Genomic DNA, 20,748 nt, shown 5'->3' on the forward strand with positions numbered 1-20,748 from the left:
ACCAAGTAATTAAGCTCTAATTAAACATTTCCGTTCCTGGTTATAGTGGATAGAAGTTTAGCTTCTGCTATGCCTGCCTGCTGTAATACGCCTTATTTAATCCAATTAAACATGACCCCTTGTCGTTGGCACCTTTTAACGAGGCGCTCTACGCGTAACTTCGCGCCTCAGGAGCCCCTGTATGCCAAAACATATACAACAACTTTCCGTGACCAGACGCGCATTTTGCGGCGCTGCCGCCGTGACCTGTGCTGTTGCGCCGTTAGGGTTACTCGGTTTCTCAAACAGGATTGATGCAATGACTAAAACAACAAACACAAACAGTGTTTCCAATGAAATACGCCCGTTCCATTTCAGTGCCAAAGATTCAGATCTTTCAGAATTACGCAGACGTGTTCAAGCAACAAGATGGCCGGACAAGGAACTGGCCAGTGACTCCTCCCAAGGTGTGCAACTGGCAACGATCCAGAAACTGGCCCACCACTGGGCGACAAACTACGACTGGCGAGTGATTGAATCCAGAATAAACGCAGTTCCAAACTTCATCACCCATATTGATGGCCTGGATATCCATTTCATTCATGTCCGCTCAAAACACGAGAATGCCTTGCCACTGCTGATGGCGCACGGATGGCCTGGGTCGATCATTGAATTGATGAAAGTCATCGGACCGCTCACCGATCCCACGGCGCACGGTGGCAGTGCCGCCGATGCGTTCAGCCTGGTGATTCCGTCGATGCCGGGTTACGGCTTCTCCGAGAAACCGACCGAGCCCGGTTGGAGTCCGGTGCGTATCGCCGATGCCTACATCGAGCTGATGAAGCGTCTCGGGTATAGCCGGTATGGCGCACAAGGGGGTGACTGGGGCGCTATCGTTGTCGATCTGATGGCGGTGAAGGCGCCGACCGGTTTGATCGGTATTCATTCGAACATGCCGGGCGTCATCCCGCCTGAGCTTGACGCGGCGCTGTTTCGCGGCGAGCCCGTACCGAGCGGCCTTTCCGATGAGGAGAAGCTGGCGGCTGATCAACTCGCCAACACCTACAAGCACATCGGCTACGCCATCATGATGGGCGACAGGCCCCAGTCGCTGACAGGTCTTGCTGACTCACCCGTGGGTTTGGCGGCCTTCATGCTTGATCACGATCCTAAAAGCTACGAGATGATTGCGCGCTCCATTGACGGCCACGCGGAAGGGCTCACCCCCGATGACGTCCTCGACAACATCACCCTGTTCTGGCTGACCAATACTGCGGTGTCTTCCGGGCGGCTCTATTGGGAGAACAGGTCAACGTTCTTCGCCGTCAAGGGCGTCAACATTCCGGTCGCGGTGAGCGTATTTCCGGATGAACTGTATGCGGCGCCGAAAAGCTGGTCGGAGCAGGCTTATCCCAAACTCGTGCATTACAACAAGTTACCCAAAGGGGGGCACTTTGCGGCGTGGGAGCAGCCGGCGCTGTTCTCACAGGAAGTGCGGGCCGGGTTCAAATCTCTGAGGTAAGCGACAAGGCCCCAGGCAACGAAGTCCTGATCCTGGTTGTATGAAGGGCAGGGTGGCTCGGTTCGGATTGTTGATCGCCATGTGTGAAGGGATCCGAATCGCGCCACCAGATTGTGAGGTCGCATCTACCGTTCGTCGTCTACGTGCAAAATAATCTTTGACATCGTCGAGGCTTTGATCGAATATTTATCCATCGCATACGACCAAATCGAAAGCGACAAGAAACCCACGAATTGCCGTTTGGAGATTCAGCCATGAACACCGGAAGCCGCTACACCATGTTCTTCTCTACCGATCACGCTTTCCATGGCCACAACGGCAACAACTGGATCACAGCAGCGGGCCATTGATAAACGTTGCCTTTTTTAATCGCATAAATGACGCATGCGATCAAATCGTATGCAGCAATTAACTTCTGAGGAAACACCCATGAGCAAGATCGAAAAAGTACTGGCCACCGGCAAAACCCACACCACCCTCAGCGGTGCCGACACGACCTTGCGCGGTCATAACGGCAACCTCGATATCGTGCTGTCCTCGCCAGGTTCCGCTCAGCCGGCCCACGTTTTCGCCGCGACTCAGCCCCATCCGAAAGCCGAGCAGCTGTTTGCCGGTGCATGGTCGGCCTGCTACACCGCTGCGGTCGGGCTGGTGGCCCAGGAACGCAACATCGTGCTGCCGGCGGACCTAGCCGTCGACATCGAAGTGGACCTGGGCCAGACTGGTCCGGCCTATTTCCTTCAGGCCCGTCTGACCCTGCGCGTGCCGGGGCTGGCGCACGATGTGGCGACCGAACTGGCGCACATCGCCGACTCCATCTGCCCGTACTCCAAGGCGACACGCGGCAATATCGATGTTGCCCTGAACGTGATTACGGCGTGATGCCGGGACGCATCTACATCATCGCAAGCGATACAAGCGCGTACGAATCATAAACCTGTAAACCTGAGGGAATCATCATGAGCAAGATCGAAAAAGTACTGGTCACCGGCAAAACCCACACCACCCACAACAGTGCGGGCAAGACGTCGCGCGGCCATAACGGCAGCCTCGACATCACGCTTTCATCACCCGGCAGCGCCAAGCCGGAACACGAACTTATCGGTGTTCAGCCGCACCCGAAAGCCGAGCAATTGTTCGCCGGTGCGTGGTCGGCCTGCTACATCGCAGCGGTGGGGCTGGCTGCCCAACAGATGAAGTTGACACTGCCGACCGACACGGCCGTCGACATCGAGGTGGATCTGGGCCAGACCGGGCCAGCCTACTTCCTCCAGGCCCGACTGACCTTGCGAGTGCCGGGGCTGGATCACGGTGTCGCGACGGAACTGGCGCACAACGCCGATCAAATCTGCCCGTACTCCAAAGCTACACGCGGCAACATTGACGTCGCGATCAACGTCCTCACCGCGTAAACGCACCGTCAGCTCGCCAGGGTTCATCCCTGGCGAGCCGGTTGTCGATGTACACAGATTGGATGGCCTTGGGTAAGCATTGCAAACCGTGTGAGCACTTCCGACACCATCGCATGCGATGTATAGTTTGCGCATGCGGTCCCTCCGCCTTTGGCCAAAGAGAATGCTCATGAAATCCACTGAAAAAAAAACCTCCGCACTGGACCTGAAGCTGTCCGACTTCCTGTGTTTTGCGGTCTATTCCTCGAACCTCGCCTTCGGCAAGGCTTACAAGCCGATGCTTGAACGGCTCGGCCTCACCTATACGCAATACATCACCTTGGTGGCGCTGTGGGAAGAAGACAAACAGACCGTCGGCAGCCTCGGCGAAAAGCTATTCCTCGAATCCAATACCCTCACACCGATTCTGAAAAAGCTGGAAGGCATGGGCTATGTGTTGCGCCAGCGTGACCCCCAGGACGAGCGTCAGGTGCGGATCAGTCTGACGAAAGAAGGACGCAAATTGCGAGAGGGCCTGTCGGAAGATGGCTTCCCGCAAACCGGCCTTGATCCTGACGACTTCGTGCAAATGCAGAAGGCCATTGTGAAATTACGCAGCAACCTCATCCGCACGACGAAAGACAGGGGCTAAGTCGTATCGAGCAAAAATATTCATCAGCTTGTGACTGATTGATTACCACCGCTCGATAAATCAATTTGATAACGCCCGGTTATCAATTGATCGGATCATCTCATTGGGAATCTTCTGTCCAGCTCAATACAGTTATCGCAAATTCGCCCTTCAGGGCGAAGCCATAACAAGAAGTCGCCGTACTGCCCCGAGAGGTTCCCGCAAGCATGTCTGAAGCCAAGCGTTACAACGTCCAAACGCTCACCACGTTCGTCGAGCAACTGTTCGAAAAAGCCGGGGCCGACGCCGAGGTCGCCCAAGTGGTGACCCGAGTGCTGCTCGAAGGTGAACTGCTGGGCCATCGCACCCACGGCCTCAACCTGGTGAGTCGCTATCTCGGTGGCATGCTGAGCGGGCAGGTCAAGGCCAGTGCCGACTTGCTCGAACAGGTCTCGGACAGCGGCATTTCGAGCCTGTTCGATGGCCACTATGTGCTCGGCCCTTATTGTGTCAGCCGCGCACTGGATTGCGCGGCCAAGGGTGCCACGGCGCAGGGGATTGGTATCGCCGTGGTGCGCCGTGCCTCGCACATCGGTTGCCTGGCCGCTTACCTTAAACCCTTCACTGATCGCGGCCTGGTGGCGATGGTGTATTCCTCGGACCCGTCGGTAGGGCTGGTGTGCGCTCATGGCGGGATCGACCCGATCTACACGCCCAACCCGATTGCCGCCGGGATCCCGACCCGGGGCGAGCCGATCCTGCTGGATGTGAGCATGTCCACCGTGACCTTGGGCCTGATCGGCCAGTGCCGCGATGCCGGCAGCACACTGCCGCACCCGGTGTTGGTGAGCAACGAGGGTCACTTGAGCGACGACCCGAGCGACTTCTTCACCACGCCGCCAGGCAGCATCCTGCCCCTGGGCGGCCAGGCTTTCGGCCACAAAGGCTTTGCCCTGGCGATTCTGGTCGAGGCGCTGACCTCGGGGTTGGCTGGTCATGGGCGCAAAGACGCTCCGGATCAGTGGGGCGCCTCGGCCACGGCCGTGGTGATTGACCCGCGCTTCTTCGGCGGGCTCGAAGCCTTCACTGACGAAAGTTCGTTCTTGAGCAAACTGATTCTGGGCAGCCGTCCGGTAGACCCCGAGCGTCCGGTGCGCTTGCCTGGCCAGGCCGGCCTGAAACTGCGCGAGCAAGCCCTGCGCGAAGGGGTGAGCCTGTCGCAGAAGGTGGTCGATGAGCTCAACCAGAGCGCCGGGCAATTGCAGCTGCCAGCACTGTCTCACTAATACCTGTAGGAGCGAGCCTGCTCGCGAAAAACCCGAAGGCGCCTCAGGGCATCCGGTTTTACGCGTCATCGTTCACGACCTTCGCGAGCAAGCTCGCTCCTACAGAGGCTGCGCGTCAGCCCTGATTTTTTTGTCAATGAAACTGCTGCAATAACAATAATAAAGGCCATCAGATGAACAAACTGAAGAAGTATCAAAGCATCACCGTTGTCTTCCTGCTATTGATCGGCATCGTCAACTACCTGGACCGGAGTGCGCTGTCGATTGCCAATACCTCGATCCAGAAAGACATGATGATCAGCCCCTCGCAGATGGGCATTTTGTTGTCGGCGTTCTCCATCGCCTACGCTTTTGCGCAGTTGCCGATGGGCCTGATCATCGACCGCCTGGGCAGCAAAATCGCCCTGGGCGCTTCGTTACTGGCCTGGTCGGTGGCTCAAGCCACGTGCGGCATGGTCAACAGCTTTGCCGGCTTCATGGGCATGCGCGTGCTGCTGGGGATTGGCGAGGCACCGATGTTCCCGTCGGCGGCCAAAGCCCTGTCCGAATGGTTCGACGCCAACGAGCGCGGCACGCCCACCGGGATCGTCTGGTCGTCGACTTGCCTCGGCCCATGCCTGGCACCGCCGTTGCTGACGCTGTTCATGGTCAACTTCGGCTGGCGCGGCATGTTCATCATCACGGGCGCGATCGGCATCGTCCTGGCCTTGTGCTGGTTGACCTTCTACAAGAGCAAGGCGCAGTACCTGGCCGAACTCGCGGCTGAAGGCAAGCCGTTGCCCACCGAGAAAAAAGCCCAGCTGCAAGCAGCCAATTCGCAAGCGCCGAAGGTGTCGTACTTCGCCGGCTGGCTCGACCTGTTCAAGCATCGCAGCACCTGGGGCGCGGTCCTGGGTTTCATGGGCGTGATCTACATGCTGTGGCTGCACCTGACCTGGTTGCCCGGTTACTTCGAGCGCGAGCACGGCATGAACCTGTACAAAACCGCGTGGCTGGTGTCGCTGGCCTATGGCTTCGGCGCGGTCGGCACCATCGTCGCCGGGCGTTTCTGCGATCGGTTGGTCCGTCGCGGCATGAGTGTTTTGGCCAGCCGCAAATTCGGCGTGATCACTGGCCTGGTGATGGCGGCGCTGTTCACCTTGCCGCTGTCGTACGTCACCAGCCTGACCGGTTGCATCATCCTGCTGTGCCTGGCGCTGTTCAGCATCAACCTGGCCAGCGCCACGGCGTGGATGATCGTCAACACCATCGTCGACAGTCGCCGAGTGGCCTCATTCGGCTCGATCCAGAACTTCGGCGGCTACATCGCCGGTTCCGTCGCGCCGATCGTCACCGGTTTCAGCATCGAGTACTCGGGTTCGTTCAACACCGCGTTCATGATCAGTGCGGTGGTGGCGCTGTGTTCGGCGCTGGCGTACTACCTGCTGCTCAACGCGCCGATCAGCAGCGCCGAGCCTGCACCTGAGCACATCGTCGGTGTGACCGAATAAAGCGTCGCGTATCGGGGGATTCCTGACGGTCGCTGTGGTTCAACGTACTGTTGCACTGCAGCGACTGTCAGGTGCAAACGGCGCCTAGGCCTGGAAGAATCGATCGTGCGTTGGTTCCGTGCGTAATATCTGCACTTCACCGGGCAGGGTCGGCGCCGGATGCCCGATCCCTACGTACGCGGTCGTTTGTGCATCCACTGTGGTACAGGCGTAGGGCCAACCCTTGTTTGGCCATAGCCACGGTCTAGCGCCAAAGCGCTTCACCCTCATGAAGCGCTGCTCATATCAGCTTACTGACTGGTACCCGGAAGGAGTTCAAAGGTTGGAGTGAACGGGGTGATGGCCGCCATTAACACTTCGAACGGTTTGCGGTTGCCTTCGAAAGTGGCCTTGCCGGTTGCAACGAGTTGATCAAATCCGGTCTTGCGGGCCATCACGCCCTCCAGATCAGCACGGTCAAGGGTGAGGGTAAGGTCGGCATTGCTGGCTTGCTGCCCCTTGATACTGGTCAATGTCGAGTTGCTCAACTCCACCACGAATTGCTCGCCGTTATCGGGCGTCTTGAGGTTGAAGATGAAGTGCTGATCCGCGACCTTGCTGCCATCAAGGGCAATGCCCAGGTACTCCAGCCATAACTCGGTGCTCATGCCGCGGATCATGTCCGCCCCGCCGGTTTTTGGCGGCACACCTTTGGGCATGCCATGGCGCAGTTCATACGCGGCCGAGAGGAAACTATTGCGCACACCGGCACTTTCTTTCTGATAACCCACTTGCTCATAGACATCCGCCAGCAAATCCTTGGCCTTGGTGTTCTGCGGTTCGGCATACACCAGCTTGTTGAGGATTTCATAGGCTTCGCGGTACTTGCCCTGATCGAACAAGGACTGACCCTTGGCCATGATCTTGTCGGCGCCCCCCATCATGTCCACATACAGCGGCGCCGAATCTTTCGGCGACAGTGGCATCAGCGTCGCCGGATTGGCATCCCAGTAACCCAGGTAGCGGTTGATCACGGCGCGACTGTTGTGTTCTTCCGAGCCGTGGTAGCTATGGGTCGCCCAATTGTTTTTCAGGCTTTCGGGCAACTTGTAAACGTTTTGAATCTCGTTGATGGTGACGCCCTGGTTGGCGGCGTGCAGTACCGCGTTATTCAGGTTGGCATAGGCATCGCGTTGCGCGCGCATCACATCCTGAATCCGTTCATTGCCCCAACGTGGCCAGTTGTGGGAGGCGAACATGACGTCTGCTGTTTGACCATAGCGATACAGGGCGTTGTTGATGTTCTTCGACCAGACCAGTGGATCACGGACCAGGGCACCGCGCAGGGTGTAGATGTTATGGATGGTGCCGGTGATGTTTTCGGCGGCCCAGAACGCCTTGAACTGTGGGAACCAGGTATTCATCTCCGCAGGCGCTTCAGTGCCGGGCGTGCTCTGGAACTCCATTTCGATACCGTCGATGGTCAGGGTTTCGAAGTCCTTGGCGATGTAACGGTTGGGCTCGATCAGCCCCATGTTGCCAATCGAAGCATTTTTACCAATGGCCATGTCGACATGGCCGTACGGGCTGTGCGGCAACAGCAAGCCATATTGCAAGAACGCGCGCCGGTTCATGGCGTTGCCGGCGTAGACGTTTTCAGCCACGGCATGCTCCATGAAGCCTTGCGGCGCAATCAGCGGGATCTTGCCGCTGCGCACATCGGCCTCGTCGACCACGCCGCGGATTCCGCCAAAGTGATCGGCATGGGAGTGGGAGATCACCACCGCTACGACCGGGCGCTTGCCCAGTTTTTCGTTGATGAAGTCCAGGGCGGCCCTGGCGGTCTCCTTCGACAGCAGCGTGTCGAAGACAATCCAGCCCGTGTCGCCCTTGATGAACGTGATGTTGGCCAGGTCAAACCCGCGCACCTGGTAAATCTTTTCCGGAACGACTTCATAGAGGCCATAGGCCGTGTTGAGTACCGCCTGACGCTGCAGCGACGGATTGATGCTGTCGTAATCCTTGCCTTCATTGAGGAAGTTGTAACTCCCCATATTCCACGCGACGTTCCCGGCGTCGGCCATGATCTTCTTGTAGGGCGGTGCGGCGATGAAGCCTTTTTTCGCTTCTTCAAGGTCGCGCTTGTCTGCAAAGGGAAGTGACTTGCGCACCGTGTTCTGCATGTCGACCGTGTAGGACGAAGGCGCCTTGCCCTTGCTGTCGAAGTGCACGTTTTGCGATGGAGACGGATCGGAAGTTGCGCCGTTTGCATCGGCAGCGAAAACGCAAGGGCTGATAGCGCCCCCTAGTGTGATCGCCAATGCCAGATGAAGGGTCTTGTTGTGCATGAAAGGGTTCCTGCGCCAGATGAATGTTCGAGGACGTCAAGGCAACGCAAGTGTTCTGCGATGTCAGCTTGACCCGTCGAACCATGAATAGCATATTGAATTAATTCCGAAAAATTCCTTTTCAAAGGCTTTCGATAACATAAAGGTTATGAGATGACGCCAAACCGTTTACGCCAATTTTTGGCATTGATCGAACACGCACACTTCGGCCGGGCGGCAAAGGTGCTAGGTGTTTCTCAGCCGGCGCTGAGTAAAAGCATCCAGCTGCTTGAGCGAGAACTCGGAGTCACGCTGTTCGATCGACGTACCGATGGCGTTGTATTGACTGCGTTTGGTCATTTGCTTCGGGAAAAAAGTCAGCGCCTGTTGGTGGCGGAACAGGATCTGCGGCGTGACATTGCCTTGCTGGCGGGTGGGGATATCGGTGCACTTAAAGTCGCTCTAGGTCCTTACCCAAGCATCATCAGCGGCTATGCCAGCATCGCGCGGATGCATGCACGGCATCCACAAATCAGGGTGACGGCCCATGTGGCCGGGTGGCGCGAGGTGGCTCATCAGGTCACAACCGGCGTGGTGGATCTGGGCATCGCCGAAATAAGCACGTTGCAAGGCCGGGAAGAACTCACCTGCGAATTGTTGGGGGAGCACGAGGGCCGGCTTTTTTGTCGTCCCGATCATCCGCTGTTGGCGCAGAACTGCTCGCTGACACTGGCGCAAACACTCGATTACCCGTGGGTGGCTTCGCGCATTCCCTTGCGCTTGGCGACCCACTTGCTTCCGGCAACCCTCGGTTGTGCAGGTGCCTACGATGCGCTGACCGGAGACTTCGTCCCGGCCATCGAGATTGATGTGCCCATGCAAATCGTCAAATTCGTCGAGAACAGCAATGCCTTGGCCCTGGGGAATCTGTCGACATTCGAGCGCGAATACACGGCGGGTGAAATCGTGCCGTTACCGGTTCAAGACCTCGCACTACGTACCCACTATGGCTTCATTTATCTCAAGGAGCGTTCGCTACCGCCTGCGGTAGAGGTGTACATGAAAGAAGTGAGGGCCGTGGAAGCCGACGTTCGCCAGCGTGAAAGTCTCCTGATCAAGATCATGGAAACGTAAAGCCAGAGCGTGCGCATGCCCCCTCTCAGAGCTGCCGCTTGAGAACGGCGGACGCTGTCTGCGTTTCTTACATTTTTTGCCTGAGCGCTGAATGACCGGTGCAAAGTTTCTCGACGCGGATTGATTGAGAACAGCCCATTTATTTTTAAGCTATACCCAATGTTCCCCCATGCACTTCTTCCACTTTTGGAGGTTGTTTATGAACACTCGTATCGTCCCGTTCGCGCTAGTCATGGCAAGTCTGTTCGGTTGCAGTACCGGTTCGAATCACTCAATGAATTTGCCTCTGGCAGCCACGCACGCCAATGTGGGTCAGACTGGCAATGCCATATTGACCGCCGAAGGCAATCAAACCAATTTTGACTTCTATATCACCGGTGTTCCCAACGGAACCATCCTGCCCCCGCGCATTTTCACCTTCATCAATAAAGGCAGTTGCCAGCAACCCGGGCCAGTCGCCTATGCAATGAACGATAAGGTCAATACAAAAAGCGAAGCCGGGTCCAACGGTTGGAGTTTTTACCGTAATGCGCCTATCGCAACGTCAGAGTTGCTTTCCGGAAAATATTCCATCGTCGTACGGACTTCACCCGAAGATGGCAGCGTCGATATCTTTTGCGGGGATGTCGCTCAGGCCAAGCGCTGAAATGATGTAACGCATACAGGACGCGCCTTTGCGGCCGGCACGTAATAGTACGCGTCTATACTCACCATCCTGTCAGTGGTAAGGGCTGGATAGGGTATGCGCGCGACAAGAGCCACAAGCCATTGCGCGAAATGACCGTCAGGATCACTCACTCGCGGACACCCAGTCCGCCGCGCGTTCGGCGATCATGATTGAAGCGGCATTGGTGTTGCCGCCCACCAGCGTCGGCATGATGGAGGCATCCACCACCCGCAGCCCCTCAATGCCATGCACGCGCAATTGGCTGTCCACCACCGCGTGCTCGTCGTTGCCCATCTTGCAGGTACCGACCGGGTGATAAATGGTGTCGGTACGCTGGCGCAACAGTTCGATCAGCTGTTCATCACCGTACACGCCCTCGCTGAACATATCCTTCAAGCCATAACGCGCCATCGGTGCCTGGTGAATGATGTTGCGGGCCATGCGGTAGCCCGTGAGCAAGGTCTCGACATCGTCGTCATGCCCGAGAATGTTCGGGTCGATGCGCGGCGGGGCGTTCGGGTCGTTCGATAGCAAGCCGACGCTGCCGAAACTCTTGGGCCGTAACACGCAGACGTGGCAACTGAAGCCGTGGCCCCAGTGCAGCTTGCGGTTGTGGTCGTCGATCATCGCGATCACCGAATGCAGCTGGATATCCGGGCGTGCCAGTTTGGCATCGGTTTTCAGGAAGCCGCCACCTTCGGCGAAGTTGCTCACAAAAGGGCCGCGCCGATGACGGGCATAGTCGATCAAGGCCTTGCCCATCTTCACACTGCCGCGCAGTGAAACACCCATCAATGACGTATCCGGACTCCTGTAGCTGAGCACGACATCCGGATGATCCTGCAGGTTTTGCCCGACACCGGGCAGTTCGTGCTGCACCGCGATGCCTTGGGGCTTGAGTTCCTCCTGCGGGCCGATCCCCGAGAGCATCAGCAATTGTGGACTGCCAAAACAACCGGCACTGAGCAGGACTTCCCGGCGTGCTTTTAGGGTCTGGCGATTGCCCTTGAGGCGCAGCTCGACACCGACGGCTTTTTTGCCTTCGAGCACAATGCGTTCGGCCGCGGCGGAAGTCAGCACCGTGAGGTTCTTGCGCAGGTGCCGAACCGGTTTGAGAAACGCGGTGGCCGTGCTCCAGCGCCGACCGTTGCGGATCGTCACATCGAACTGGCCAACGCCTTCCTGGTCGACGCCATTGAAGTCGGGATTATGCCGGTGGCCGGCCTTCTGCCCGGCCTCGATGAAAGCTTGCGTGACGGGATGCATCGGGTTCCTGCCGACATAGAGTTCGCCTTGCGCCCCGTGGTAGTCGCATGCGCCGCGGTGGTTCATTTCACTCTTGCGAAAGTACGGCAGTACTTCGGCGAATGACCAGCCGGGATTGCCCAGCGCCTGCCAATCGTCGAAGTCACTTTGGTGGCCACGGATATACACCATGCCGTTGATCGAACTGCTTCCGCCCAATACCTTGCCGCGTGGCTGGTAGCCGCGACGTCCGTTCAAGCCGGGCTGCGGTACGGTGTGAAATGCCCAATTGACGTGTCGGCTCGGCAGTATCGCCGCGACGCCCACCGGGGCATGGATCAATGGCGAGCGGTCTTCCGGACCGGCCTCCAGCAAACATACCGTGACATCGGGATTTGCACTCAAGCGGTTGGCCAGCACACAGCCGGCGGAACCGGCACCAATGATTACGTAGTCGAATTCCATCACACAATGATCCCGAGCGAGCGAACAGGGGCTGCTTCACCAGGAAGCAACAGAGTTACCTGGGACCGATTGTTGGCTGAAGGCGGTAGAAAATTATTGACCTCTCATGCCAATTATTTGATCTTTGACGACATGACGACATTGATCAGAACAAGCTCGTTTACCGGATTCCGTGAGGTGGCAAGCCAGCTTGGCGGGCAACCCGACCTCATGCTCGAGCGCTTTCGCATCCATCCGGACGTGCTAATGGACGAGGAAGCACGGGTACCGTTGCGTTCGCTGGTCGGGCTGCTGGAGTTTGCTGCACGCGAGCTGGATTGCCCTGATTTTGGCCTGCGCATGGCCGAGTACCAGGACTTGCATGTCTTGGGGCCGATTGCGGTCATCGCTCGAACGTGCGCAACGGCGGGGGAGGCGTTGGCGCAAATCATCCGTTTTATCGGCTACCACAGCCCGGGCATTCAGCTTGATCTGGACCTCAGCGAGAACCACGCGCCGCGCCTGTTGATTGACATCCGCCTGACCGGACCGACGCCGCGACGGCAAATGGTGGAGCTGGCAATGGGGGTGGCGCATAACGGTATGAAGCTGCTGTATGGCGACAACTTCGTTGCCCAGGCCGTTCTGTTTTCCGCCAATCACTCAGTGGCTCAGGCACGGTACCGGCGCTATTTCAAAACCGCGGTGTGCACCGGCCAATCCTGCAACGCCCTGGTACTTCGTGACGAACAACTCAATCAGCGGATTGAACAGCAAGCCCCCTACCTGCATCGCGCACTGGAACAGTATTTCCAGCAGTTCGACTTGCAAGCGACGTCGGATGTCGTCAGTCAGGTCGAGCGCCTGGTCTTGCGCATGATGCCGATCCAGCGTTGCCGTTTGCCACTGATTGCCGAGCAACTGGGCATGCACGTGCGTATGTTGCAGCGAAGGCTGGCCGAGCAGGGGAGAAGCTTCGATGAAATAGTCGAGAGCCTGCGGCGTGACCGTGCCGACCACTATCTGGCGGAGCGGCACATGCCGATGTCCCAGGTTGCCGGTCTGCTCGGCTATAGCGAACAGAGCGTGTTCAATCGCGCTTGCCAGCGCTGGTTTTCCATGTCTCCGGGAGCCCGGCGCCGTCAGTTGTTCGAATGAAACGTTATCGATCTTCGTGCGGGGCCTGATGGCTGGAGAAATCTCAACCGTCGCCGCGATTGCGAATCACAGCCTTTAACCAGCGCCGCAGCCGCAAGACTTTGGGAGACATCTCATTGCCATTGAGACACAGCAAGCGGTAAGCCGACACTCGCTCCAGCTTCTCATTGAAAGGCAGAACCAATTGGCCAGTCTTCAGGTGCTTTTCGATAAGCCCCAGCGGAGCCATCATCAATCCGTGGCCGTCAATTGCCGCTTGTAAACCATCACTCAAATTTTCAAAAAGCAGCTCACGCTGTGGCGGGATATCCAGGCGTCCGGCGGCCTGGTTCCAAAGTGTCCAGACGCCAGGCGCCTGGGCTAGCGTAATGCGCGGGATACTCTCGATACGTTCCCCGGCAACAAGTCTTGCCGCTATTTGCGGTGCACAGACAGGCGCACCGGAGACATCCGCCAGTTTTTCGGAAAAGACGTCGAAACGGGTTTGCGTGGTGTGGCGAATGGCGATGTCCAGCTCGCGGGCTTCCAGATCGGCCAGTCTGGATGAAAACTCCATATGCACGGTGATATCCGGGTTCTCAAGCTCGAACTGCGCCATGCCCGCACTCAGATAAGTCGCCGCGAAACTGGGCGCCACACTGATGCGTAAAGGGCTGGTGTCACTGGCTTGTTTGACCGCCTGAAGCCCGATAGAGATCTCGGCCAGCCCCCGGCTGACATGAAACTGCAGCTTGCGACCGCTTTCAGTCAGTTCGATTTGCCGATTGCGTCGAACAAAAAGCGCCACACCCAACACGCCTTCCAACCTTCGAACCTGGTGACTGATTGCCGAAGGTGTCAGGTGCAGGAACGTCGCGGCCTCTTGAAAGGAGCCCAGCCGCGCAGCCGCTTCAAAAGCATTGAGCGCGGGTAGTTGTCGCACGCTCTCCGCAGGAATGAGGATCTTCTTTTCACGTGACATTTTGTCATCCAAGTAAAACCAATGTCGTTTGTCGAGCTCACGACCCCGCTCGTACTGTTGTTCACGAGTCGATGACCCGTAAGGCGCACCAACGTGCCTCGGAACACGCGATGACCAATACCACGAGCGGGGTAAATACATGAATTCATTTCTGTCGCAAAGGCCTCTGGAAGTACCCGTCGGTTCCTTCGCCGCGCTATTTCTGGAGCGAATCCAGAGCTACGCAGACAACCCGGCGCTGATCGACGGGCTGAGCGGCGAACAACTGACCTACGCCGAACTGTCCCGGCATGTGCGTGTGCTTGCCGCCAACCTGATAGAGCGCGGTCTGGAACCGGGAGAGGTTACCGCCATCATTGCGCCGAACAGCATCTGGTTCCCGGTAGCGCTGTACGGTATAGCCTTCGCCGGCGGCGTGTATTCCACACTCAATCCCATGTCCTCACCAGAAGACGTGCGAGAACTCCTCAAGCTGGTGGGGGCCTCGCGTGTGATCGTTACCCCGCAAGTCTTCGAAAGACTGCGCGACACCTTGATCACGTTGCAGTTGAAAGAAATTTTCGTGCTGGGGGAGTCCGCGGGCCTCACGCCGTTTTCCTCGTTGCTGGAGGGCAAGCCTCTGGCCGAAGAGCGCTGCCGTGATCTGCAAAAAGACCTGTTGGCCCTGATGTTTTCCAGTGGCACCAGCGGTTTCCCCAAGGCGGTGATGCTCAGCGATCGCAACTACGTTGCGGCGACCGAGCAGGTGACCGCCGCGCAGGTTTTCTGCAAGTCCGACACCATCCTGGCGGCGCTGCCGTTCTTCCATATCTATGGACAAACCAGCTTCATCGGTTCGGCCCTTTCTCAGGGCGCGCGCTTGATTGTGCTGCCCGCTCTCGACCTGGAAGTGACATTGCGCGTGATTCAGGACTACAAAATCACGGTCGCTCCGGTCGTTGCTCCCGTTGTGTTGCAGTTTGCCAAACATCCTTTGGTCGATCACTTCGACCTGTCGAGTCTGCGACTGGTGATCTCCGGTGCCTCACCCATCAGTGCCGACTTGCTGAGGAGCGCCGCCGATCGGCTGAAAGTGCCGGTGCTCAACGGCTGGGGCCTTACCGAATCCACCACCACCGGAGCTGTTTCCGAGCCAGGCATGCCGAAAGAGGCCGAAGGTTCGGTCGGGCGGGTGATGCATGGCATTGAGGTGCGGGTCGTGGAAATCGGCGGCAACCAGGACGTGGTGCCAGGTGGGGATGGCGAGCTGCTGATTCGCGGTCCCAATGTGATGCTCGGCTACTTCAACAATCCGACGGCAACCGCCGAAGCGATCGATGCGCAGGGCTGGCTGCGAACCGGAGATGTAGGCCGGATCGATGAGCACGGCAATCTGCGAATCATCGACCGCGCCAAAGAGTTCATCAAGTTCAAAGGCTTCCAGATCAGCCCGGTCGAACTCGAAAGTGTGTTGTTGATGCACCCGGCGGTGGCCGATGCCGGCGTCGTGCCCAGTCCTGACACTGAATCCGGTGAGGTTCCCAAGGCCTTCGTTGTGCTGCGCTCACCTGTGACCGAAGCCGAACTGATCGACTTCGTCGCACAGCGTGTAACCCCCTACAAGAAACTGCGCGACATCGAGTTCATCGACTCCATTCCAAAAACACCTGCAGGGAAAATCCTGCGGCGGATCCTGGTACTGCGTGAGCGCGAAAAACGCGAAACGCATGCCGCGTCCGGCGACCGCCTTGAGGATCGGGTCGTCATCACCCGCCACGGTAATGTGCTGTCGATCTGCCTGGACCGTCCGCGCAAGATGAACGCCTTCGACCGCGACATGTTCATCGGCCTGGCCAAGGCCATGGCGATCTATGAAGACGATCCAAGCCTGCGTTGTGCGGTGTTGCATGCCAATGGCCTGGTCTTCACTTCGGGCATGGACATCGTCAGTACGGCGCCTCTCGCCGCGCGGGGAGAGTTGCGTATCGGCGATCCATCGCTGGTGGATATGCTCGAAATTGACCCTGCCGTTCGCCGTCGGAGCAAACCCCTGATACTCGCTGTTCATGGCAAGTGCATGAACCTTGGGGTGGAGCTTGCGGCAGCGGCGGATATCGTTATCGCCGCGCAGGATGCCACGTTCATTCAACGCGAGGTGGCCGTCGGGTTGTTCCCGTTTGGTGGTGCCACCGTGTTCTTACCGGCGAAAATCGGTCTTGGTAATGCGCTTCGCTACATCCTGACGGCGGAGGAGTTCGATGCTCAGTCCGCTTGCCGAATGGGGCTGGTGCAAGAAGTCGTACCGCAGAGCCAGCTGATGACGCGCGCCTTCGAATGTGCACGGCTGATTGCGCAGAACTCACCGTCCGGCATCAACGCTGCGCTTGCGTCGGTGCGCCTGGCCCGTGAAAAAGGCCCTGAGGCGGCCCTCGCAACACTGCTAAGTGAAGTCGCCCGGTTGACCGGTGCAGCAGACTTCAAAGAAGGGGCTGCGGCCTTCCTGGAAAAACGGGCGCCAAACTTCAAGGACCTGTGAGTGCCACACCTGCTGCATTGAATCCTTTGCAATAAAAGGGTAGCGGCTGCGCGACCAGCGTGGACAAACCCGTTTGCCGTTTTTCAATCACTACACAAGGACCTCAGCATGAGTGCCCTACATTTGGCTCAGCCCGTCATTCCTGCCGCCATGCAATCCTGCTTCGAGCAGCAGCGCGCCGCTTACCGTGCCAACCCCGAGCGCAGCCATGCCCAGCGCGTGGAAGACCTGAAACGGTTGGCGCGGATGCTGAAAGAAAACCGCGAAGCACTGGTCGCAGCGGTGAACAAGGATTACGGCAACCGCTCTACCTTCGAGACGCTGTTCGCCGAGTTTTTTGTCGTGCTGGGAGATATCAAATCCACCATCAAGCACCTGAAGAAATGGATGAAGCCGCAGAAGCGCCACATCGATCTGATGGTCTATCCCACCTCCAGCAACCGTGTCATTCCGCAGCCGCTGGGCGTGGTTGGCGTGATCGTCCCCTGGAACTTTCCGCTGATGCTGTCGTTCGGACCCCTCACCGCCATCTTCGCCGCCGGCAACCGGGCCATGGTCAAGATGTCGGAAAACTCGAACAATCTGACGCGCCTGCTGATGTCCATCACACCGAACTACTTCCCGCCGCAACAGCTTCAGTTCTTCGAAGACAGCGGCGCCAATGGTTCGGTAGGCCCGGCTTTTTCCTCGATCCGCTTCGACCATCTGTTCTTCACGGGTTCGGGGCAGACCGGCCGTGCCGTGATGGCGAACGCTGCGCGCAACCTGACCCCGGTGACACTGGAGCTGGGCGGTAAATCACCCGCCGTAGTCGCGCCGGATTTCCCGATGACCCTGGCGGTCGATCGCATCATGTGGAGCAAGGCCTTCAATGCGGGCCAGATCTGCACCAACGTCGACTATGTGTTCATTCCCGGCGGCTCTGAGGCGGACTTTGAACGCGAAGCCCTGCGTGTAATCGCCGAGCGTTACCCCGACATCAATCACGCCGATTACACGTCCATGATCGACCAGCGTGCCTATGACCGCATGCAGGCCACGCTGGATGACGCTGTGGCCAAGGGCGCGCGCGTGGTCAATCTTTTCCCCCAACAGACGCCGGACAAGACCCTGCGCAAATTCCCGCTGACCCTGGTATTCAACGTCAGCGACGACATGCTCATCATGCAGCGCGAGATCTTCGGTCCGCTGCTGCCGGTCAAGACCTATACCACGCGCGAAGAGGTGGCGGGTTACATCAACCAGCACGACAGGCCACTGGCGCTGTATCCCTTCACCAGGGACCGCGCCCTGCAGGACTACTACGTGAGCCACATCATGTCGGGCGGCGTATGCATCAACACCGCGCTGCTGCACGTGGCTCAGCACGACATGCCCTTCGGCGGCGTCGGCGCCAGTGGCATGGGCCACTACCATGGTTACGAAGGCTTTCAGACCTTTTCCAAAATGCGTCCTGTCTATCGTCAGGGCTTCTTCGCTGCCACCAAGATGATGCTGCCGCCTTACGACAAGGGACCGCTGAAGCCCAATAAGCTGATCGAGCTGATCATCAAGTTGAAAGGCTGAAGCGGTAAGCCCTGTGTACCTGACTGTTTTTTTGACGGCCGATGACGTTGCGATCGCCGTACAACAGTACATGCGTGCCTCTCACAAAAAGGAATCACTCATCATGTCCAACGAAAAACCCTTGTTGATCACGCGCAACGGCGCCGTGATGTCCATCAGCATCAATGACGCACCGATCAACCGAATGAGCTTCGCCTACATCGATGCTCTGGAAGCGGCGGTTGAAGAGGCCGCTACCGATTCAAGTGTACGAGCCCTGCTTTTTACGGGTGAAGGTGAGACCAGTTTCTCCGTTGGCATGGACCTCAAGGAGGCGATGCGCGAGGTGCCAGCGCGCGGTGGTTGGGACTCCGTGCTTGACCAGCGCCTGCGCGTTCTGGCACGCATCGAATCCCTGGGCAAGCCGTCGGTTGCCACTATGTTCGGCTACTGCCTGGGCGGCGGGCTCGAATTGCCCCTGGCCTGCCATTTCCGTCTCGCCGCCGATACTGGCACTCAGATAGGTCTGCCCGAGATGGATCTGGGAACCGTGCCGGCCTGGGGCGGTTCGGTGCGTCTGACTCGCTGCATTGGTCGTGACAACGCGCTCGATATGGTGTTGCGTGCCCGCAGGATTGACGGTCACGAGGCCTTGCGCATGGGGCTGGTGCGTTCCATTCATCCAGTCGCCGAACTCAAGACAGCAGCGATGGCGCTGGCGCAGGAACTGGCTGAGAAGGCGCCGCTGGCCGTGGACGGTGTACTGCGCTGTATCGTAGGCGCCGACGAGAGGACGCTGCACGAAGGACTGCGTGAAGAGCGCCAGGCTTTCCTGCACTGCGCGGCGAGTAACGATCAGGCTGAAGGTGCGCGTGCCTTTTTCGAAAAGCGCAAGCCGGTATTCAGGGGCAATTGAACAGCACTTCAGGCTGTGGATTCAGCCGGTCGTCATTGTCAGCTTGGGTCAATCCAAGTCATACAGCTGCCAATCAGCCACAGTTTCGGTACTGGAAAGGTTGGAGACTTGGGTGGGTTCGCATCGGCGCTGATTCTCGGAATGGTCTCCCTGGGAATTGGCGCTGAATCTGTGATGCGCCTCTTTTACTCTTGTTATCGAATCTGAACTCTCGCCTTGATCACCCACAATCCCAGTAACGTCAGAACAGCAAAGCTCCCTCCCACCAAGAAGGTGGCTTGGTAGCCTACCGCATCCCACATCGCCCCAGCGATCACACTGGCCAGCAGCAAGGCCAACCCGGTCAACAGATTGAACATGCCAAATGCCGTCCCGCGCAGTTCAGCCGGCGCGCAGTCGGCGATCAAGGCGGCGAATATTCCTTGGGTAAACCCCATGTGCAGCCCCCATAGAACGACGCCGACAGCCAGGCCACCGATGCCCGGTGCAAACGCCAGCGTCAGGTCGGCAGCAACCAGCAAAATCAGACCTGCGCCGAGCACTGCCACGCGGCTGACACGATCGGACAAAGCCCCGGCGGGATAGGCCGACAGTGAGTAGGCCACCCCCATCAGGACAAGTACCGCTGGCGCCCACATCGGCGCCAGCCCGACGGCCTGACCGCGCAGAATCAGAAAGGCTTCGCTGAAACGCGCCAGGGTGAACACCGCCGCGACACCCACCACCCACCAGTAGCCAGCGCCCAGTCGGGCTAATTCCCGCCGGCTCAAAGGTGCACGCACCCGGTGCGTCCCTTCCACTTGTTTGGGTTCATGAACGAACACCAGCAGCACCGCGACGGCAAGGAAGGCCGGGATGACGGCCACCCAGAACACAGTCTGGAAGTGGTTCGCGGTTAGCCACATCAATCCGATCGCCAGCAACGGTCCCAGGAAGGCACCAACGGTATCCAGAGTTTGCCGCAGGCCAAAAGCTGCCCCCCGTATCGCGGGTGGCGTAATGTCGGCCACCAACGCGTCGCGCGGGGCGCCGCGAATGCCTTTGCCAATGCGGTCGATAAAGCGAGCCCCGATCAGCCAGTCCAGCGAACCTGCCAAAGGAAAGATCGGTTTGGACAGTGCACCCAACCCATAGCCCAACGCTGCGAGCAGTTTGCGCTTGCCCAATCGGTCACTGAGGGCGCCGGAGAATACCTTGGTGATGGAGGCCGTAGCCTCGGCTATGCCTTCTATAAAACCCACCGCCAAAACCGAGGTCCCCAGTACGGTGACCATATAGAGCGGCAACAACGCATGGATCATTTCTGAGGAGATGTCCATCAGCATCGAGACGAAGCCCAGCGCCCAGATACCGCCAGGCATGGTGCGCCAAACGTTGCCGGTTGATGCCTTCTTGATTGGCGCAGTAACCGAAATGCCACCGGACTTGTCAGTGATTTTCATCATGAGCCTCGAATACCTGTTTGGCATAGGCATCTAAAATCACCTTGCCCCCCGCAACCGCATCGCCGCTACCTCGGCCAGTTGCGCTCATAGATGCTCATAAAATGTAACGACGG

At 58.3% G+C, this 20,748-nt stretch carries 16 protein-coding genes and 1 pseudogene; 13 read left to right on the forward strand and 4 right to left on the reverse strand.

The features are described 5' to 3' along the window. Positions 1-298: 298 nt before the first annotated feature. The 6 genes from ACIPL2_RS26280 to ACIPL2_RS26305 all read left to right on the forward strand — a co-directional run bounded on the left by ACIPL2_RS26280 (position 299) and on the right by ACIPL2_RS26305 (position 6,299). A complete protein-coding gene (locus ACIPL2_RS26280; RefSeq protein WP_401361264.1) occupies positions 299-1,501 on the forward strand; it encodes an epoxide hydrolase family protein in 1,203 nt (400 codons plus the stop codon). A 429-nt stretch (positions 1,502-1,930) separates the two neighbouring features. Continuing rightward, positions 1,931-2,383: an Ohr family peroxiredoxin gene (locus ACIPL2_RS26285; protein ID WP_401361266.1), complete on the forward strand. Its 453-nt coding sequence runs from the start codon at positions 1,931-1,933 to the stop codon at positions 2,381-2,383. Positions 2,384-2,460: 77 nt separating this feature from the next. Then, positions 2,461-2,913, forward strand: coding sequence for an Ohr family peroxiredoxin (locus ACIPL2_RS26290; RefSeq protein ID WP_401361268.1), 453 nt, complete (start codon positions 2,461-2,463; stop codon positions 2,911-2,913). 169 nt (positions 2,914-3,082) lie between these two features. After that, on the forward strand, positions 3,083-3,544 hold the full coding sequence (locus ACIPL2_RS26295; protein WP_401361270.1) for a MarR family winged helix-turn-helix transcriptional regulator: 462 nt from the start codon (positions 3,083-3,085) through the stop codon (positions 3,542-3,544). 206 nt (positions 3,545-3,750) lie between these two features. Next, on the forward strand, positions 3,751-4,809 hold the full coding sequence (locus ACIPL2_RS26300) for an Ldh family oxidoreductase (RefSeq protein WP_401361272.1): 1,059 nt from the start codon (positions 3,751-3,753) through the stop codon (positions 4,807-4,809). Between the two features lie 173 nt (positions 4,810-4,982). Next, entirely contained in the window at positions 4,983-6,299 is a 1,317-nt protein-coding gene (locus tag ACIPL2_RS26305; protein WP_401361274.1) for an MFS transporter, read from the forward strand. A 290-nt stretch (positions 6,300-6,589) separates the two neighbouring features. Here ACIPL2_RS26305 and ACIPL2_RS26310 read toward each other — a convergent pair whose 3' ends face one another. Then, on the reverse strand, positions 6,590-8,626 hold the full coding sequence (locus ACIPL2_RS26310) for an alkyl/aryl-sulfatase (RefSeq protein ID WP_401361276.1): 2,037 nt from the start codon (positions 8,624-8,626) through the stop codon (positions 6,590-6,592). Between the two features lie 153 nt (positions 8,627-8,779). Between ACIPL2_RS26310 and ACIPL2_RS26315 the strand changes: the two genes are divergently transcribed. Both ACIPL2_RS26315 and ACIPL2_RS26320 read left to right on the forward strand, forming a co-directional pair. After that, a complete protein-coding gene (locus ACIPL2_RS26315; RefSeq protein WP_401361278.1) occupies positions 8,780-9,739 on the forward strand; it encodes a LysR family transcriptional regulator in 960 nt (319 codons plus the stop codon). Positions 9,740-9,938: 199 nt separating this feature from the next. Further along, positions 9,939-10,385, forward strand: coding sequence for a hypothetical protein (locus tag ACIPL2_RS26320; RefSeq protein WP_401361280.1), 447 nt, complete (start codon positions 9,939-9,941; stop codon positions 10,383-10,385). Positions 10,386-10,529: 144 nt separating this feature from the next. Here the strand turns inward: ACIPL2_RS26320 and ACIPL2_RS26325 are convergent, their stop codons facing one another. Continuing rightward, entirely contained in the window at positions 10,530-12,116 is a 1,587-nt protein-coding gene (locus ACIPL2_RS26325) for a GMC family oxidoreductase (RefSeq protein WP_401361282.1), read from the reverse strand. Between the two features lie 177 nt (positions 12,117-12,293). Here ACIPL2_RS26325 and ACIPL2_RS26330 point away from each other — a divergent pair, with 177 nt between their 5' ends. Beyond that, positions 12,294-13,253, forward strand: a complete 960-nt coding sequence (locus tag ACIPL2_RS26330; protein ID WP_401361284.1) for an AraC family transcriptional regulator — start codon at positions 12,294-12,296, stop codon at positions 13,251-13,253. Positions 13,254-13,296: 43 nt separating this feature from the next. Here ACIPL2_RS26330 and ACIPL2_RS26335 read toward each other — a convergent pair whose 3' ends face one another. Further along, positions 13,297-14,214 carry a LysR substrate-binding domain-containing protein gene (locus ACIPL2_RS26335; protein WP_401361286.1) on the reverse strand — a complete coding sequence of 306 codons (918 nt, stop codon included), beginning with the start codon at positions 14,212-14,214 and terminating at the stop codon, positions 13,297-13,299. Positions 14,215-14,353: 139 nt separating this feature from the next. Here ACIPL2_RS26335 and ACIPL2_RS26340 point away from each other — a divergent pair, with 139 nt between their 5' ends. The 4 genes and pseudogenes from ACIPL2_RS26340 to ACIPL2_RS26355 form a co-directional block, all read left to right on the forward strand. Continuing rightward, on the forward strand, positions 14,354-16,729 hold the full coding sequence (locus tag ACIPL2_RS26340; RefSeq protein WP_401361288.1) for a crotonase/enoyl-CoA hydratase family protein: 2,376 nt from the start codon (positions 14,354-14,356) through the stop codon (positions 16,727-16,729). Between the two features lie 108 nt (positions 16,730-16,837). After that, positions 16,838-18,295: a coniferyl aldehyde dehydrogenase gene (locus ACIPL2_RS26345; protein WP_401361290.1), complete on the forward strand. Its 1,458-nt coding sequence runs from the start codon at positions 16,838-16,840 to the stop codon at positions 18,293-18,295. 103 nt (positions 18,296-18,398) lie between these two features. After that, positions 18,399-19,190 carry an enoyl-CoA hydratase/isomerase family protein gene (locus ACIPL2_RS26350; protein WP_401361292.1) on the forward strand — a complete coding sequence of 264 codons (792 nt, stop codon included), beginning with the start codon at positions 18,399-18,401 and terminating at the stop codon, positions 19,188-19,190. 78 nt (positions 19,191-19,268) lie between these two features. Further along, a pseudogene (locus ACIPL2_RS26355) lies at positions 19,269-19,373 on the forward strand (cation transporter); the annotation flags it as partial. An 11-nt stretch (positions 19,374-19,384) separates the two neighbouring features. Here ACIPL2_RS26355 and ACIPL2_RS26360 read toward each other — a convergent pair. Beyond that, entirely contained in the window at positions 19,385-20,551 is a 1,167-nt protein-coding gene (locus tag ACIPL2_RS26360; protein ID WP_401361330.1) for an MFS transporter, read from the reverse strand. Positions 20,552-20,748 lie beyond the last annotated feature (197 nt).

The sequence above is a fragment of the Pseudomonas sp. NPDC086251 genome, from assembly GCF_044746405.1.
Taxonomy (GTDB): domain Bacteria; phylum Pseudomonadota; class Gammaproteobacteria; order Pseudomonadales; family Pseudomonadaceae; genus Aquipseudomonas.

Coding starts and splice junctions, on each gene's coding strand:
- ACIPL2_RS26280 (WP_401361264.1), top strand. CDS start 299: ATGACTAAAACAACAAACACAAACAGTGTTTCCAATGAAATACGCCCG.
- ACIPL2_RS26285 (WP_401361266.1), top strand. CDS start 1,931: ATGAGCAAGATCGAAAAAGTACTGGCCACCGGCAAAACCCACACCACC.
- ACIPL2_RS26290 (WP_401361268.1), top strand. CDS start 2,461: ATGAGCAAGATCGAAAAAGTACTGGTCACCGGCAAAACCCACACCACC.
- ACIPL2_RS26295 (WP_401361270.1), top strand. CDS start 3,083: ATGAAATCCACTGAAAAAAAAACCTCCGCACTGGACCTGAAGCTGTCC.
- ACIPL2_RS26300 (WP_401361272.1), top strand. CDS start 3,751: ATGTCTGAAGCCAAGCGTTACAACGTCCAAACGCTCACCACGTTCGTC.
- ACIPL2_RS26305 (WP_401361274.1), top strand. CDS start 4,983: ATGAACAAACTGAAGAAGTATCAAAGCATCACCGTTGTCTTCCTGCTA.
- ACIPL2_RS26310 (WP_401361276.1), bottom strand. CDS start 8,626: ATGCACAACAAGACCCTTCATCTGGCATTGGCGATCACACTAGGGGGC.
- ACIPL2_RS26315 (WP_401361278.1), top strand. CDS start 8,780: ATGACGCCAAACCGTTTACGCCAATTTTTGGCATTGATCGAACACGCA.
- ACIPL2_RS26320 (WP_401361280.1), top strand. CDS start 9,939: ATGAACACTCGTATCGTCCCGTTCGCGCTAGTCATGGCAAGTCTGTTC.
- ACIPL2_RS26325 (WP_401361282.1), bottom strand. CDS start 12,116: ATGGAATTCGACTACGTAATCATTGGTGCCGGTTCCGCCGGCTGTGTG.
- ACIPL2_RS26335 (WP_401361286.1), bottom strand. CDS start 14,214: ATGTCACGTGAAAAGAAGATCCTCATTCCTGCGGAGAGCGTGCGACAA.
- ACIPL2_RS26340 (WP_401361288.1), top strand. CDS start 14,354: ATGAATTCATTTCTGTCGCAAAGGCCTCTGGAAGTACCCGTCGGTTCC.
- ACIPL2_RS26345 (WP_401361290.1), top strand. CDS start 16,838: ATGAGTGCCCTACATTTGGCTCAGCCCGTCATTCCTGCCGCCATGCAA.
- ACIPL2_RS26350 (WP_401361292.1), top strand. CDS start 18,399: ATGTCCAACGAAAAACCCTTGTTGATCACGCGCAACGGCGCCGTGATG.
- ACIPL2_RS26360 (WP_401361330.1), bottom strand. CDS start 20,551: ATGCCTGGCGGTATCTGGGCGCTGGGCTTCGTCTCGATGCTGATGGAC.